At 61.0% G+C, this 16,131-nt stretch carries 10 protein-coding genes; all 10 read left to right on the top strand.

Going from position 1 to position 16,131, the window contains the following annotated elements:
* The first annotated feature begins 30 nt into the window (after positions 1–30).
* Positions 31–1,305 carry an IS256 family transposase gene (locus tag V4529_12845; GenBank protein MES2359213.1) on the top strand — a complete coding sequence of 425 codons (1,275 nt, stop codon included), beginning with the start codon at positions 31–33 and terminating at the stop codon, positions 1,303–1,305.
* Positions 1,306–1,824: 519 nt separating this feature from the next.
* Positions 1,825–2,499: a metal-dependent transcriptional regulator gene (locus tag V4529_12850; protein MES2359214.1), complete on the top strand. Its 675-nt coding sequence runs from the start codon at positions 1,825–1,827 to the stop codon at positions 2,497–2,499.
* The gene (locus V4529_12855) at positions 2,496–3,863 is read left to right on the top strand and encodes an Nramp family divalent metal transporter (GenBank protein ID MES2359215.1); all 1,368 of its coding nucleotides are present in this window, start codon (positions 2,496–2,498) and stop codon (positions 3,861–3,863) included. Before V4529_12850 ends, V4529_12855 begins: the two co-directional genes overlap by 4 nt.
* 96 nt (positions 3,864–3,959) lie before the next feature.
* On the top strand, positions 3,960–4,199 hold the full coding sequence (locus V4529_12860; protein ID MES2359216.1) for a cation transporter: 240 nt from the start codon (positions 3,960–3,962) through the stop codon (positions 4,197–4,199).
* A gap of 12 nt (positions 4,200–4,211) precedes the next feature.
* Complete coding sequence (locus V4529_12865) at positions 4,212–6,635, top strand: heavy metal translocating P-type ATPase (protein ID MES2359217.1); 2,424 nt, start codon at positions 4,212–4,214, stop codon at positions 6,633–6,635.
* Between the two features lie 39 nt (positions 6,636–6,674).
* The gene (locus V4529_12870; GenBank protein MES2359218.1) at positions 6,675–7,028 is read left to right on the top strand and encodes a metal-sensitive transcriptional regulator; all 354 of its coding nucleotides are present in this window, start codon (positions 6,675–6,677) and stop codon (positions 7,026–7,028) included.
* A 616-nt stretch (positions 7,029–7,644) separates the two neighbouring features.
* Positions 7,645–9,678 carry a family 20 glycosylhydrolase gene (locus V4529_12875; GenBank protein ID MES2359219.1) on the top strand — a complete coding sequence of 678 codons (2,034 nt, stop codon included), beginning with the start codon at positions 7,645–7,647 and terminating at the stop codon, positions 9,676–9,678.
* A gap of 188 nt (positions 9,679–9,866) precedes the next feature.
* Entirely contained in the window at positions 9,867–12,368 is a 2,502-nt protein-coding gene (locus V4529_12880; protein ID MES2359220.1) for an ABC transporter permease, read from the top strand.
* 37 nt (positions 12,369–12,405) lie between these two features.
* Positions 12,406–13,665 (top strand): HlyD family efflux transporter periplasmic adaptor subunit, encoded by a 1,260-nt coding sequence (locus V4529_12885; protein ID MES2359221.1) that lies wholly within the window; start codon positions 12,406–12,408, stop codon positions 13,663–13,665.
* Positions 13,662–16,094, top strand: a complete 2,433-nt coding sequence (locus V4529_12890) for an ABC transporter permease (protein MES2359222.1) — start codon at positions 13,662–13,664, stop codon at positions 16,092–16,094. Before V4529_12885 ends, V4529_12890 begins: the two co-directional genes overlap by 4 nt.
* Positions 16,095–16,131 lie beyond the last annotated feature (37 nt).

Raw genomic sequence — 16,131 nt, forward strand, 5'->3', positions numbered from 1 at the left:
TGCCGGTCAAAGAAAAGGAGCCACCGCCCAATGAGGAAGATCGTCACAGCAGCAGCGGAGTCAAGTAGCTCGTCAAGCCCAGCGGCAGGTCCGCCTGAGCTACGGTCGTGGGAGACGTTGGAAACATTCGCTAGAGGAGGGATTCAGCAGCTCCTTCAGCGCGTGCTCGAGGAAGAGGTTGATGAGCTACTGGGCCGGAAGAAATCAGAACGTCGGACGGAAGAAAGCGCACCAGGTTATCGGAATGGTGTTGGGCGGCCACGGAAGCTCACGTTGTCGAGCGGCACGATCACGGTACAGCGGCCACGCGTGAGCCACATGGAAGAGAAATTTGCGAGTCGCTTGCTTCCGTTGTTCAAGCGACGGACCGAGGAGGTCGGCGCGCTTTTGCCGGAGCTGTACTTGCACGGCTTGTCACTCGGCGATTTCGATCTCGCACTGCGCGGCCTCTTGGGCGACGCTGCACCGCTCTCGCCGAGTTCGATCCTACGATTGAAGGCGGAATGGCAGGAGCAGTACAACATATGGAAGCGGCGTGATCTCTCCGACCTTGAGATCGTGTATCTCTGGGCCGACGGGATCTACGTGAAGGCCGGCCTGGAGAAGGAAAAGGCCGCGCTCCTGGTGCTGATAGGTGCGACTTCTAACGGTGAGAAAGTGATCCTCGCCGTCGAGAGCGGGCAGCGTGAATCGAGTGAGAGCTGGAGTGCCGCCCTCCGCGACCTGAAAGCTCGCGGGCTGCGCGCGCCGAAGCTTACGATTGCAGATGGACATCTCGGTATCTGGGCCGGGCTCGGCAGCGTGTATCCAACATCGGCCGAGCAGAGATGCTGGAATCATAAGTTGCGCAACGTACTGGATGTGATCGCGCTCAAGCATCAGCCAGAGGTGAAGCTCAAGCTGCAAAAGATCGCTACGGCGGAAACGCAGAAGGAATGCGAGCGGCTGAAGCGAGAGTTTCGGAAGTCATACGAGCGCGCGCATCCGAAAGCAGTCGAACGCCTCGAGCGCGACTGGGACCGCATGGTGACGTACTACACATTTCCCCAGGAACACTGGGCGCACATCAGGACAACGAACGTGGTAGAATCACCATTTGCCGCGGTCCGACTTCGCACCGGCGCTGCGAAGAGATTCAAGAGGGTCGAGAATGCAACGGCCTTGATCTGGAAGATGCTGCTGGTCGTGCAGCAGAACTTTAGGAAACTGAACGCACCGCACCTGCTAGCCCACGTTTATGCCGGCACTGAATACCAAGACGGGATTCGTGTCGTCAAACCAGCCAGAGAAAAGCTCGCCGCCTGACGCGCGTTTCCACACAATTTGACAAGAGCTCCACACACAGCTTCAACTCAACAAACGCTTAGGGCGATACATGTTACCAATCGTGATGCGCGTGACCACGTAGGCACAGTTACGAGCCGGAGACAACATATCTCCGTTTGAGTTCTGCGCAAGAGCAAATATGAATCGTCGCAAATTTCAAGGAATCTCTGAGATCCCATCGAACACGCTGACTCATTGGGTAAGCAGACGGCTAGACGGTGCCTCATCCCCGTACTGCCCTGCCGACTCGACTCGGCTGATTTCCGCGAGGTTCGATCACATAACCCCGTCTGACCCGGGCGACGAAGACGCCACGCGATGTCGTACGAGGCCGCTCAGACAGTGTAGGATCGCCTAAGCTCGCGCCGTCCCCCATTCCTATCCGTACTTAACGCCAATTCATCCCACAATTCATCCCAGTCTTGACGACACTTAACCGTGGGTATAGACTAGAATTAACCAAGGTTAAAAGACCACATCGGGTCAATACGCACAAAAATGCTCTCCCCGTCCGTCGAAGACTATATAAAGGCTATCTACAAGGCCCGCAGCGATAAAGGCACCATCACAACGCAGGATCTGGCCGACCGGCTCGGCGTCAGCGCGCCCGCGGTCAGCAAGATGATGCGGCGCCTGACGGAGCTCCGGCTCATCTCGCATGCCCCGTATCAGGCGGTCGAGCTGACCGAAGCCGGCGAGAAGATGGCGCTCGAGATCATCCGGCATCACAGGCTGCTGGAGCTCTACCTAGTACGGGCGATGGGCTTCACGTGGGACAACGTGCACGAGGAAGCCGAACGGCTGGAGCACCACATCAGCGAGGAGTTCGAGGACAGGATCGACGAGCTGCTGGGTCATCCGGCTGCCTGTCCGCATGGCGATCCGATTCCGACGCGCGCCGGCGCCATCGCACGCAGCTCCAATCGCTCGCTTGCGGTGCAGCGTGAGCCCGAGCGTCTCGTGGTCCAGCGCGTAAGCGACGAGGACGCGGACCTGTTGCGTCACTTCAAGTCACTCGGCGTCGTTCCCGGCACGGCGTTCGAGTTCGTTCGACAGGAGCCATTCGAGGGGCCGCTCGTGCTCCGGATCGGCGGCAAGCTGGTGCGCATCACGCCGCAGGCCGCGCGCGAGGTATTCGTCGATCCCGTGTCGAGAGAGGATTCACACTCATGACCCTCACCTCGACGGAACCCGAGCTCGATCCCGAAGACACGGGCGTTAGAAAGCACGGTTGGAAGCGGCTCAGCATCATACCAAGCCTTCCCGAAGTCAACCGCTCGATCCACGTACCGGACAAGCGGTACATCTGGCGGCGTGCACTCGCATTTGCGGGCCCTGGCTACCTCATTGCCGTCGGATACATGGATCCCGGCAACTGGGCCACCGACATCGCGGCGGGAAGTCTATATAACTACTCGCTGCTTTCTGTCGTTCTCATCGCGAACTTCATCGCGATCTTTCTGCAGGCGCTCTCCGCCAAGCTCGGCATCGTGTCGGAGCGCGACCTGGCGCAGGCGTGCCGCGACGCATATCCACGCCCGGTATCGATCGGCTTGTGGCTTTCCGCCGAGATCGGGATCATAGCATGCGACATCGCCGAAGTGCTCGGGGCCGCGATCGCGCTGAACCTGTTGTTTCATCTGCCGCTCGTGTGGGGAGTGGCCCTGACCGCGCTCGACGTTCTGATAGTCCTCGCGCTGCAGAACAAGGGATTCAGACTGATCGAAGCCTTTGTCGTGACGCTGATCATAACGATGATGGTGATATTCGGGTTCGAGATCGCGTACTCGAAACCCGACTGGGCTGCGACCATGCGCGGATTCATACCTACGTCGCAGATCGTGACCGATCCAAAGATGCTGTACATCGCGCTCGGCATACTCGGCGCGACGGTCATGCCGCACAATCTGTATCTGCACTCGTCGATCGTGCAGACGCGCCGGCATGGACGGAGCGTTTCCGATCTGCGCGACGCGCTCAAGTATTCGTACACCGATTCAACAGTGGCGCTGATGCTCGCGCTCTTCGTGAACGCGGCGATCCTCGTCGTATCCGCGGCGACGTTCTACAGGACCGGTCACCACGAGGTTGGCGAGATCCAGGATGCGTACAAGCTGTTGTCGCCATTGCTCGGCGTCGCGGTCGCCACGCCATTGTTCGCGGTTGCTCTGCTCGCGTCCGGGCAGAATTCCACACTGACCGGAACGCTCGCGGGCCAGATCGTGCTCGAAGGCTTCACCGAGTTCCGCATTCCGGCGTGGCTGCGCCGGATGATCTCGCGAATGCTCGCGATCGTTCCGTCGATTTTCGTTGTCGCGTGGTATGGCGACCGTGGAATGGGGGCGCTGCTTCTGTTCAGCCAGGTGATACTCTCGGCGCAGCTCTCCTTTGCGGTGATTCCACTGGTCCAGTTCACGAGCGACCGTACCAAGATGGGCGAGTTCGTGAACGGTACCGTGACCAGATGGATCGGGTGGGGACTTTCGGCCCTGATTGCGGGTCTCAATGCGTATCTGATCGTCACGGCGCTCAAATAACGTGAACGGTCCGGCGTCTTGACATAGGGGTGGGGGGTATATAACGTTCACGCAGATACCCGTCCAGGGTATGTTCCGTCAAATCTGGAGTCCACCATGACAGCACCGGCCGCGAGCCGCGATGAATCCCTCGTTCTCGACATCACGGGAATGAGCTGTGACCACTGTGTAGCCCGAGTCAAGAAGGCCGTCGACAGTGTGACTGGCGTTCACGCGAGCGACGTCGGGATCGGAATAGCCACCGTCAACTTCGATCCATCAACCGTATCGGCAGATGACATAGCCGCCTCAGTCACACGTGCCGGTTATCCGGCGCGCGCCAGGGGTGCGGCGTAAAGGGTTCCGATCGTGACCAACGCAACAAGGGTCGCGCCGGCAGGGCGCAATCGCGCCACCGCCGACGGCGATCGCAGCGCGATCCGGATACCCGTGTCGGGTATGACCTGCGCCGCGTGCCAGGCGCACGTGCAGCGTGCGCTCGAGGGCGAGCCGGGTGTTCTCGACGCGTCCGTGAATCTCATGATGAACAGCGCCGATGTGAGATACGATCCGGCGGTCGTCACGCCCGACAGACTCGTTGCCGCGATTGTCGATTCGGGATATGGCGCGGAGTTGGCTTCACCGGACCAGACGGCGTTCGAGGAGCAGGAAGCGAGGGAGCGCGCGCAGGACGAGGAGTTTCGCGATCTGCGTCTCAAGGCGATAGTGAGCGGAGTCGTAGCCGTCATCGCGATGCTGCTCTCGATGCCGTTGATGCAGGCCAACGCGATGATCGTGCATGGTCCCGTCGCCGATCCGTTCATGCGCTGGGTGATGACGTCGCTCACTCCGGCGTTGCAGACAGTTGCGCCGTGGGCGTACGCGATCGATCCCGAGGTGCTCTCATACGCGCTGCTGATCGTCACGCTCGCGATCATGGCATGGGCGGGCCGTCGCTTCTATACGGGTGCATGGAGCGGATTGCGTCACCGCACGTCGGACATGAACACGCTGATCGCGGTTGGTACCGGCGCGGCGTTCATCTATTCGACGATCGCAACGGTAATGCCTGGATTCTTCATCAGTCACGGTGTTGCGCCAGACGTCTACTACGAAGCCGTCGTCTTCATCATTGCACTGATTCTCACCGGCAACGCATTCGAGGCGCGAGCGAAGCGGCAGACTGCGGGTGCTCTTCGCGCCCTCGTCGATCTCCAGCCAAAGAACGCCCGCGTTCTACGTGGCGATGCAGAGGTGGCCGTTCCAATCGATTCGATTCAGCACGGCGATACGATAGTGGTACGCCCGGGCGAGCGGGTCCCCGTGGATGGGCAGATTATCTCCGGCCACAGCGCGGTGGACGAATCGATGCTCACCGGCGAATCGCTGCCGATCGAGAAGACCACTGGCGATCGCGTGATCGGTGGTACCATCAATCGCACCGGCAGTTTCCGCTACGCCGCAACGTCGTTGGGCCAGAACAGTGTCCTCGCGCAGATAGTGCGGCTGATGCGCGATGCGCAGAGCTCGCGCGCCCCGATACAGCGCCTCGCAGATCGCGTGAGCGCCGTGTTCGTGCCGGTCGTGATAGCGCTTGCCGTCGTAACGTTCATCACGTGGTTCGCGGTCGTGAGTGTGCACGGCGGGTCCGCGCCTCTCGTGCGCGCGTTCGCTGCGTCCGTAGCGGTACTGATCATCGCATGCCCGTGCGCGATGGGACTTGCCGTCCCGACGGCTGTAATGGTCGCAAGTGGACGGGGGGCCGCGCTCGGCATTCTCATCAAGGGCGGCGAAGCGTTGCAACGTGCCGCGGATGTGACGACTGTCGTGCTGGACAAGACGGGAACGGTGACCGAAGGGCGTCCGTCCGTCACCGATGTCGTCCTGCGTCCGGCAACTGATGGCGGCGCTGCGATCGACGAAGCTGAATTTCTGGCGCTGGTGGCGTCGATCGAAGCACAGTCCGAGCATCCGCTCGCGGAGGCGATACTGCGGCATGCTGGTGAGAAGGCGATTCGCGGCACCACACCCGAGGCGTTCCAGTCCGTCACCGGACAGGGCGCACTGGGCGCCGTAGGCGGTACCGCCGTGATCGTCGGTAACGAAACATTGATGCGTGAGTACGCGATAGATGTTTCGTCGTTGCGCCCGGAAGCGCAGCGACTGTCGGGCGACGGAAAGACGTCGATCTATGTCGCCATCGATGGCAGATTGTCGGGTCTCGTTGCAGTTGCGGACCGCGTCCGCGATACTTCACGCGAGGCAATCGCATCGCTTCATGAGATGGGACTGGAGGTGGCGATGTTGACGGGCGACGATCAACGTACCGCCGACGCAGTCGCTCGCGCAGCGGGAATATCGCGCGTCGTTGCCGGTGTCCTGCCTGATGGAAAGGTAGCGGAAATTGTACGATTGCAGTCCGCAGGGAACATCGTAGCCATGGTCGGGGACGGCATCAATGACGCACCGGCGCTGAGCCAGGCCGACATCTCGTTCGGCATCGGCACCGGTACCGACATAGCAATGGAAGCAGCAGATGTCGTGCTGATGCGCGGCGATCTGCGAAGCGTCGTCGATGCCATCACGTTGTCGCGCCGTACGCTTGCGACGATGAAGCAGAACCTGTTCTGGGCATTCATCTACAACGTGGTCGGAATCCCCATAGCTGCCGGAGTGCTCTACCCGAGCTTCGGAATCCTGCTCAGTCCCATCCTCGCGAGCGCCGCAATGGCGTTCAGCTCGGTGAGCGTGGTGAGCAACAGTCTCCGGTTGCGCCATGTTCGGATCGCGTGACATGAACGGGCCAACAATTACATCAACAAGACTTGATTGATGCCAACATCCGCGAAAACACCCGCCAACACGACACGGAAGGCGCCGGCTTCACCGAGTTCCGGTCGAAAGGCAGTCGGCGTGGACTCCGACGCCAAGTCCAGAAACCTCCTCCGGCTGCGCAGGATCGAGGGTCAGGTGCGCGGGCTGCAGAAGATGGTCGAGGATGACCGCTACTGCGCCGACATCATGACGCAGATAGCGTCCACGCACGAGGCGTTGCGCGCGGTCGGTCGCGAGTTGATGCGTAACCATCTCAAGCACTGTGCGGCGTCGGCGATCCGTACGGGCGGTGAGGAAGCGTCCGAGATGTACGACGAGCTGGTGGACATGATGTACAAGCACAGCCGGTGACGACGCCAACCACGCGCCGAATTGGTGGGCATTTCCGACGACGCCATCCGCGCGCCGAATTGGTACGCGTTTCCGACGACGCCATCCACGCGCCGAATTGGTACGCATGCGTAGGGCGCGGATCCTTCCGCGCCTGACCCCGTTACACGCGATCGGAATCCGATAAACGCGGTATATATCCGCGCGTGACCCCGTTACACGCGATCGGAATCCGATAAACGCGGTATATATCCGCGCGTGGCCCCTGTCGGCGCGATCGGAATCGGATAACCGCGCCGCCGATTTCGGAATGCCGCGTATCGGATCATTATGATGGATGGAATTCGGATCGCGTGCCGTATCGTGATGCCGACAGCCGACAATTTCGGCGTTTCTGAATTACAACGATTACATCGGGCGCCGACCAGAACGATCACGACGATCGGCGTCGGTCGGATACCCCATTCCGGTTGCGCGTAACGGGGCCAGCCGTGGATATATACCGCGTTTATCCGATTCCGATTCCACGTAAATGGGCCAGGCGCGGAAGGATCCGCGCCCTACGCATGACCACCAATCCGGCGCGTGGGTAGGATCATCGGAAGCGCGTACCAATTCCGCGCGTTAGAATATCCCGATGACCCGACTCGATCTCATCGTCGCCGTGACTATCGTGTGCGCCACCGCACCGGGAATCGCTCGCGCTCAGGCACCAGCCACGCTCAACCTGATGCCTGTTCCGAGCAGTGTAGCGGTTCAAAACGGATCAATAAATATTGATTCGACATTCCGTGTCGCAGTCGTGCATGGCGACGATGCGCGACTGATGCACGCTGTAGAGCGAATGATACCGCGCCTGGAGTATAGAACAGGTATCGCGATGTCCCACGCAATCGCACACGATTCCACCGGCGCGACGCTCGTGATCGATTGCGACGGTCCCGGCGAACGAGTGCAGGGTATCGACGAAAATGAATCGTACACGCTCACAAGCGGCAACGGATCCCTGACCCTGCACGCAGCGACGACCGTCGGTGTGATCCGCGGACTCGAGACCGTCCTCCAGCTCGTCGACGGCGACGCGCAGCACTACTTCATCCCCAATGTCAGCATCACCGACACGCCGCGCTTCAAGTGGCGTGGACTGCTCGTCGACGTGAGCCGCCACTTCGAGCCGGTATCCGAGATCGAGCGAACGCTGGATGGCATGTCGGCCGTCAAGCTCAACGTTCTGCACTGGCACCTGTCCGACGATCAGGGCATTCGTGTCGAGAGCAAGCGTTATCCCAAACTGCAAGGCGTGGGCTCGGACAGTCTCTACTACACGCAGGCGCAGATCCGCGAAGTCGTGGCATATGCGCGCGATCGCGGCATTCGCGTGGTGCCCGAGTTCGACATGCCGGGACATTCGAGCGCCTGGTTCGTCGGATATCCGCAGTACGCCAGCGGACCGGGGCCGTACGCGATCGGTCGACGCTGGACAGGCTACGCTGGCGTGTTCGATCCGACGCGCGAGACGGTCTACAAATTCATCGACCGCTTCATTGGCGAGATGTCCACGTTGTTCCCCGATGCGTACTGGCACATCGGTGGCGACGAGGTAAATGCAACACAGTGGAAACAGAGTGCGCGCATTCAGAAGTTCATGGCAGCACGCCATCTCGCGGATCACGCTGCACTGCAGGCGTACTTCAACCAGCGCCTGTCGCGCATTCTCACAAAGCATCACAAGCACATGATCGGCTGGGACGAAATCCTGCACCCCGATCTGCCGCGCACCACGGTCGTTCAATCGTGGCGCGGCACGCAGTACCTCGGTCAGGCGGTCTCGCAGGGTTTCAGCGGAATTCTCTCGGCGCCCTACTACCTGGATGCGATGAAGTCGTCGGAGCAGATGTATCTCGCCGATCCACTCGCCGGCGACAGCACGCTTACTCCGGACCAGGTCGCGCGCGTGCTCGGTGGCGAGGCGTGCATGTGGTCCGAGCTCATCGCTCCCGAGAGCATCGACTCGCGCATCTGGCCGCGGTTGGCTGCGATCGCCGAGCGTTTCTGGTCGCCGAGGAGCGTGACCGACGTGGGAGACATGTATCGCAGACTCGCCATTCAGGACGTGCGCCTGGAGCAGCTTGGGCTGGGACAGGAGTCGCATACCGACCGATTCCTGCGACGCATCATGAATGGTCCTGATATCGCGCCGCTCGCGCATTTGCTCCGGTTCGCCGAACCGGTGACATTGGGCCAGCGCGTGCACGGCGGGCCGACCACGCAGATGACACCGCTGGTGCAGGTTGTGGATGCAGCGCAGCCCGATCCACCGAATAGATGGCGCATTCAGCAGTTGGTTGCCGACGTCATCGCTTCGCCCAGGACAAACGTTGCTGCGCACGATACACTTGCGAAGTGGTTCTCCGACTGGCGCGCGCTCGCACCGCGCGTGCATGATGCCGGGAATCGGTCGCCGCTCGCGCAGGGTGCGATTCCAGCAGCTGACGCGCTTGCACGTGTTGGCACGATCGGGCTCGCGGCGCTCGAGGCGCGCAAGAGTGGCATGCCGTTATCGCAGGCCTGGACTGACTCGGCGAAGGTGATTCTGACTGCGGCTGACAAGCCGCAGGGGTTGCTGCATCTGGTCGTGGTGCCGGCAGTGCGGCGGTTGTTGACGCAGTAGGTTGGAGGCAGTTGCCGCAGCCGGCCAACTACTGTCCGGAAATGGGACGCCCTATCCCGATTCCGGACATTTTCCCATTGAATCAAGCGTCATTATAATCGACTAACTCGTTGTCCCACAACGAGATATGCCTATCCGCGCCCGTGGCACGCTTGTTCCCTTAGGACGGGCACCACAACGGGGGCAAAATGGGCGTAGGTGACTCGCTGAAACGTGAAACCGGGCGTGCGATCCGCTCGCTCGCGCGTAGTCCCGGCTTCACGCTGATCGTGGTCATCACGCTCGCGCTCGGGATCGGAGCGACGACGGCGATCTTCACGATGCTGGACCGGGTGGTGTTGCACGCGCTGCCGTACGCGGATTCTGACCGGCTCGTTTGGTTGGACTCGCCGACGCCGGGGATCAAGCCCGACTCGAGATGGGGACTTTCTTCCGCCGGCTTCTTCTACTTCCAGAAGAATGCGCACACCCTCGAAAATGCCGCCGCACTCATGCCGGAGCGGATGACGATTACCGGCAACCGGGCCGCAGAGCGCGTTCCGGCTGCGCTGGTAAGCGGGAGCATCTTCGACGTCCTTCGTCTGCGTCCGATGCTGGGACGCGCGCTCAGTCACACGGACAATCTGCCGAATGCGCAACCCGTGGTTGTGATCAGCTACAACTACTGGAAGACGCGTCTCGATAGCGACCCGCACGTGGTTGGCCGATTGATCACCGTGAATACGATTCCGATGCAGGTGGTCGGAGTGATGGGCCCGGACGCGACCGTCCCCGACGTGACTTCTCCGAATATCGACCTGTGGCTACCGGCGGAGCTCGATCCCAATGCGACGCCGCAAAATCATCACTATCTCCCAGTAGTTGCACGCCTGGCGCCCGGTGCAACGGTGGCGTCAGCACAAGCAGAGCTCGCGCAGATCACGAAACGTTTTCCGGTCATGTTCCCTACTGCCTACAGCGATGGTTTTCTCAAGGGCACCGGGTTCACTACCGCCGTAACGCCGCTTCGGACACGCATCATTGGCGACGTATCAACACGGCTGTGGATCCTGCTCGGTGCGGTGGCGCTCGTGTTGGTAATTGCATGCGGGAATGTCGCCAATCTGTTTCTCGTGCGTGCAGAATCGCGTCAGCGAGAAGTCGCGATCCGGACAGCTCTGGGAGCGAAACGGGCGGACCTTGCACGGCACTACTTCGCTGAGACGATACTGCTCGCGTTGATCGGCGGCGCCGCGGCGTTTGGACTCGCCGCGATCGGATTGCATGTAATAGTTGTGCTCGCCCCACCTGATCTGCCCCGCATGAGCGAGGTTCATCCCGGATGGCTGAGCTTGCTGTTCACCATGGGGGTGTCGCTAGCCGCCGGCATTCTGTTCGGAGCGCTGGCTCTGATGGGTGCGGAGTCCGCCGATGATGCAATGATGTTGCGTGAGGGCGGACGCGGCATGTCGTCGTCGGCGAGGCAACATTTCACGCGCGGCATGCTCGTCGCCGCGCAAACCGCCCTCGCGCTCGTGCTGCTCGCAGCAGCCGGCCTCATGTTGCAGAGTTTTCGAAATCTCCGTGGCGTCTCACCCGGGTTTGACCCTTCGAACGTACTGACTGCGGAGTTGAGCCTGCCTGCCGCTCGGTACTCGACGATGGAGCAGGTGGAGGGCTTCTATCACGATCTGCTGACACGCACCGCCGCGATCCCCGGAGTTCAGGTTGCAGGCGCGGGTGAAGTGGTTCCGCTCGGCCCGTCCAATGACGGTACTGCAATCGGCGGGTTCAGCGGCTGCTCTGGAATGGCGATCGAGAATCCTGGCGAGGATGGAGGACGATCGGTCGGCTGCATCGGCGCCAAGACGATTTCACCTGGGTATTTCAGTGCACTCGGCATCAAGCTGCGGGGCTCCGAGCCGAAATGGAGCGACGTCGAGTCGCATACGGCTGGCGTCGTCGTCACCAGGGCGCTGGCCGCGCGCCTCTGGCCAGGCCAGGACGCGATCGGAAAGGGAATCAAACTCGGTACGCGCAAGCCACCCTTCTATCGTGTCGTAGGAGTTAGTGACGACATTCACGGCTCGGCGTTGAGCGATCCGCCGGCCGAGGCAGTCTTCTTTCCGTTGCTGCCCATTGCGAATACATACCTGGAAGGACCGGTGAGGACGATGACGGTCGTGCTTCGGTCGACCGGCGTACCACCAACTGTGCTCGCCGGATCTCTCCGACGTATCCTCCGGCAGATGGATCCCGATGTTCCTCTCGGTAATGTCAGACCGATGGAAGACATAGTCGCGCGCTCGATGATCCGGCTCTCGTTCACAATGACGCTACTCGGGATCGCAGCTTCGATGGCGTTGATCCTGAGCGCGATCGGTATCTACGGCGTGATCTCGTACATCGTCGGCAGGCGTCGCGGCGAGATCGGAATTCGCATGGCACTCGGCGCACATGCGTCACGTGTCGGTACGATGGTGGTAAGACAATCCGTACAGTTCGCCGTGGCGGGGATCGTCATTGGCATCCTCGCGACGGTCGCGATAACGCGCGTACTCAGCTCTGTACTGTACGGCGTAAGCCCCACCGATCCAACGACGTTGGTCGTCGTCTCCATAATCATGCTGCTCATCGCAGTTCTCGCGAGCTACGTTCCCGCGCAACGCGCAATGAGCGTCGATCCGGTCGAAGCACTTCGAGCGGATTAGTGGCTGTTCAAACAATATGACAGAGCAAAGAATCTAAGTGGACATTCCGCGAGAACGCGCGCCGAACAGACAGCGCTACATATATGGAGGAGTCGGACTGGCCGCGATCATCGCGGTTGTCATCGGAGTCGCGAGCCTCAAGCCCGCGGCGCCGAGCGTCGACAGGTCATCGGTCGTGATTGATTCGGTGCGCCGCGGCGACATGGTGATCGATGTGCGTGGCCCTGGCTCACTCGTGCCAGAGCAGATTCGCTGGGTATCGGCGATAACCGCCGGTCGTGTGGATCGCATCGACGTGCGCCCTGGTGCGACGGTCACAGATACGACTACGCTGCTCGAGCTGAGCAATCCCGACGTGCAGCTCGAGGCTCTGAGCGCACAACAGCAGTTGAATGCCGCCGAGGGTGCGCTTGTTACGCTCCGGATCAACCTGTCGACACAGAAGCTCGCGCAGGAGGGAGTCGTCGCGACGACGACGTCCGACTACAACGACGCGATGCGAAACGCGACGGCATTCGACGAGCTGGAGAAGAAAGGATTTCTCGCAAAGGGTCTTCTTGCTCCGATGGATGTCAGCAAGGCAAAGGACAAGGCCGTCGAGCTCAAGGCGAGGATGGCGATCGAGAAGCAGCGGCTCGATGTGATGTCGCAGTCGATCGCACAACAGATCGAATTGCAGAAATCACAGGTCGACAAGTTGCGCGATATCGCGCAGTTCCAGCAGAGTCGCATAGCGTCAATGCAGGTTCGTGCCGGTGCTGCCGGCCAGGTAACCGAATTGTCCCTCGAGCCCGGTCAATACGTGCTGCCGGGAACCAATCTCGCGAAAGTCGCGCAGCCTGGCCGCCTGAAGGCGGTGCTGCACATTCCCGAGACGCAGGCGAAGGACATCCAGATCGGTCAGCTCGCGTCGATTGATACGCGCAATGGAATCATTCCAGGTCACGTCATACGCATCGATCCGGGTGCGGTGAATGGGACAGTCGAGGTGGACGTCGGGCTCGATGGAGCGCTGCCGAAGGGTGCGCGGCCCGACCTCAGCGTTGATGGCACGATCGAGTTGGATCGCCTGAAAAACGTTCTCTACGTGGGGCGTCCGGCGTATGGCGAGCCGGAGAGCACCGTAGGCCTGTTCAAGGTGACCAACGGTGGCAAGGAAGCACAGCGAGTGAACGTGAAGCTGGGACGCGCCTCGGTCAACATGATCGAGGTCGTTCAGGGATTGAGCGCAGGCGACAAGATCATCACATCAGACATGTCCGGCTCGGATACGCAGAGCCGAGTGAGACTGCAATGACTTCACAACAGGTGGACGGAGCCCAGGACCGGCTACTCGAATCATTTCTGCGCGATCTGCGCTACGCCGGACGGCGGCTGCGCAACAACTGGGGCTTCACGGCGCTAGCCGTGCTCACGCTTGCGCTCGGTATCGGCGCCACAACTGCTGTGTTCAGTGTCGTCAACGGCGTGTTGCTGAGACCGTTGCCGTATCCCGAATCCGACCGGATAGTAACGCTCGCCGAGCGTACAAAGTCCGGTGGTAGCATGCGCGTCGCGAATCCCAACTTCGCCGATATACGAGATCAGAGTCGAAGCTTCAGCAGAATTGCGTTTTACGGCGACTGGCAAACCACAGTGGTTGGCGGAAGCGAACCAGTGCTCGCCGGAGTCGCCCACGTCTCGACGGATTTCATTCCGGTAATGCGCGTGAGCCCAGTAATGGGTCGCTCCTTCACGCGCGAGGAAACATCGCAGGGCGGGCCAGCAGCAGCGCTGGTGAGTTCCGATTACTGGCGTGATCATCTGGGCAGCGCGGCGAACCTCGATGGTCACACGCTCAAGATCGAAGGTGCCAGTTACCAGATCGTTGGTGTAATGCCCAGGGGGTTTCACTTCCCGGACGCTACCGAAGTGTGGATTCCGGACCCGTTGGATCTTGGGCCAACGAGAACGGCTCATAACCTTCAAGTCGTCGCACGACTTCGGGATGGCGTGACAGTCTCGCAGGCGCAGAGCGACCTTGATCTCATCTACAGGCGTCTCAAGGGTACGTATGGCACGGGGATGGATGCCCACGGCTTCAGCGTCAAGACGCTGCACGACGATCTCGTCGGGTCCGTGCGGAGTCCGCTGCTCCTGTTGCTCGGTGCAGCTGCGCTCGTGCTGCTCGTTGCATGCACGAACGTCGCGAGCACGCTGCTTGCCGCTGGTGCTGCGCGGCGTGGCGAGATAGCGATTCGTGCCGCGCTCGGCGCAAAGCGTGCGAGAATGCTGCGCCAGCTTACCACGGAAGGTTTGCTACTGGCGATGCTTGGCGCCATGGCCGGACTGGCGCTCGCGGCGTCCGTGCTCAAGATGATGCAGCTGCTCGCGCCGTCCGGCGCGCTGCCGCAAACCGGTGACATTGGTCTGGACGGAAGAGTGGTCACGTTCGCGCTCGCGGTTGGAATTCTCGCGGCGGTCGTGTCCAGCCTGTTTCCAGCGCTCCGCACGTCGAGTGTGAGTATCACCCAGGATCTGGTGACGCGTGGCGACGTTGGCGGTCGCGGACGGATATGGGGATTGCTCGTCGCGACCGAGGTGGCAATGGCGTTGCTGTTGCTCGTTGGTTGCGGGTTGCTCGTCCGCAGCTTCGCCAAGGTGGCGAGCATCGATCCTGGCTTTCACACCGATCACGTGCTCACGGCGGATATCGCGCTACCAGAGGCGAACTACCCGGATACGACTTCAGTCGCAACGTTCTACGATCAGATGCTTCCTCAGCTGACCCGGTTGGCCGGCGTACAGGAGGCCGGTATGACCCACCATATCCCGCTGACCGGCTCGGCTGAGAACGGTGGCTTCGAGATAGAAGGCGTCGGCAAGGCGAAGAGTTATACCGATTATGGAATAGCAACCAGCGGGTATTTCCGGGCACTGAAGATCCCACTCAAGAGCGGCCGACTGTTCGACGACAGGGACCGAGCCGGCACGCAGGACGTGGCGGTCGTGAACGAAACGTTCGCTAAGGAGTTCTTCCCGGGCGTGAATCCAGTCGGAAAACGCGTTCGCAATCTGGCCAACGACGACTGGATCTATGGTGCAGATCGCTGGGTCACCATCGTCGGAGTCGTCGGTGACATTCACGAAGCGAGCCTGACAGCGCCGGCGACACCAGCCATCTTCGTAAATCCGCTCCAGCGTCCGTTCAAGGCGCGATACGCTTCACTCGTGGTGCGGAGCACGGTCCCGCCGGAATCACTCGTGCCGGCGATGCGCGCCATTCTCAAGCAACGTGGCGTCCCAGCGACGTTTCTGACCATGGATGCGCGAATGTCAGGGTCGGTCGCCGGCCGCAAGTTCAGCACGTCGGTGCTCAGCTTCTTCGCTGTAGTAGCGCTGGTGCTCGCGGCAATCGGCATATACGGCGTGGTATCGTACCAGGTCGTGCAGCGGACCCGAGAGATGGGCATCCGCATGGCGCTGGGCGCGCAACCCGCTCAGGTGCGAGGGCTGATCGTGCGCAATTCGATGCGAGTCGTGGCGCTCGGTCTCATTGCAGGCGTGCTGGCAACGCCGCTGCTGACACACGCATTGCAGACGCTGTTGTTCGGGATCAGCGCAGCAGATCCCGGGACGTTCGCGATCGTGTTGCTGATCTTCGCGGCGGTCGCGATGCTCGCGAGCCTCATACCGGCTCATCGCGCGACGCGTATAGATCCCGTGCTGGCACTGAGAAGTGAATGACTTTCAACCACCAACGACCTGAGAGCATCATGAACGA

Source organism: Gemmatimonadota bacterium (genome assembly GCA_040388625.1).
In the GTDB taxonomy this organism is placed as follows: domain Bacteria; phylum Gemmatimonadota; class Gemmatimonadetes; order Gemmatimonadales; family Gemmatimonadaceae; genus Fen-1247.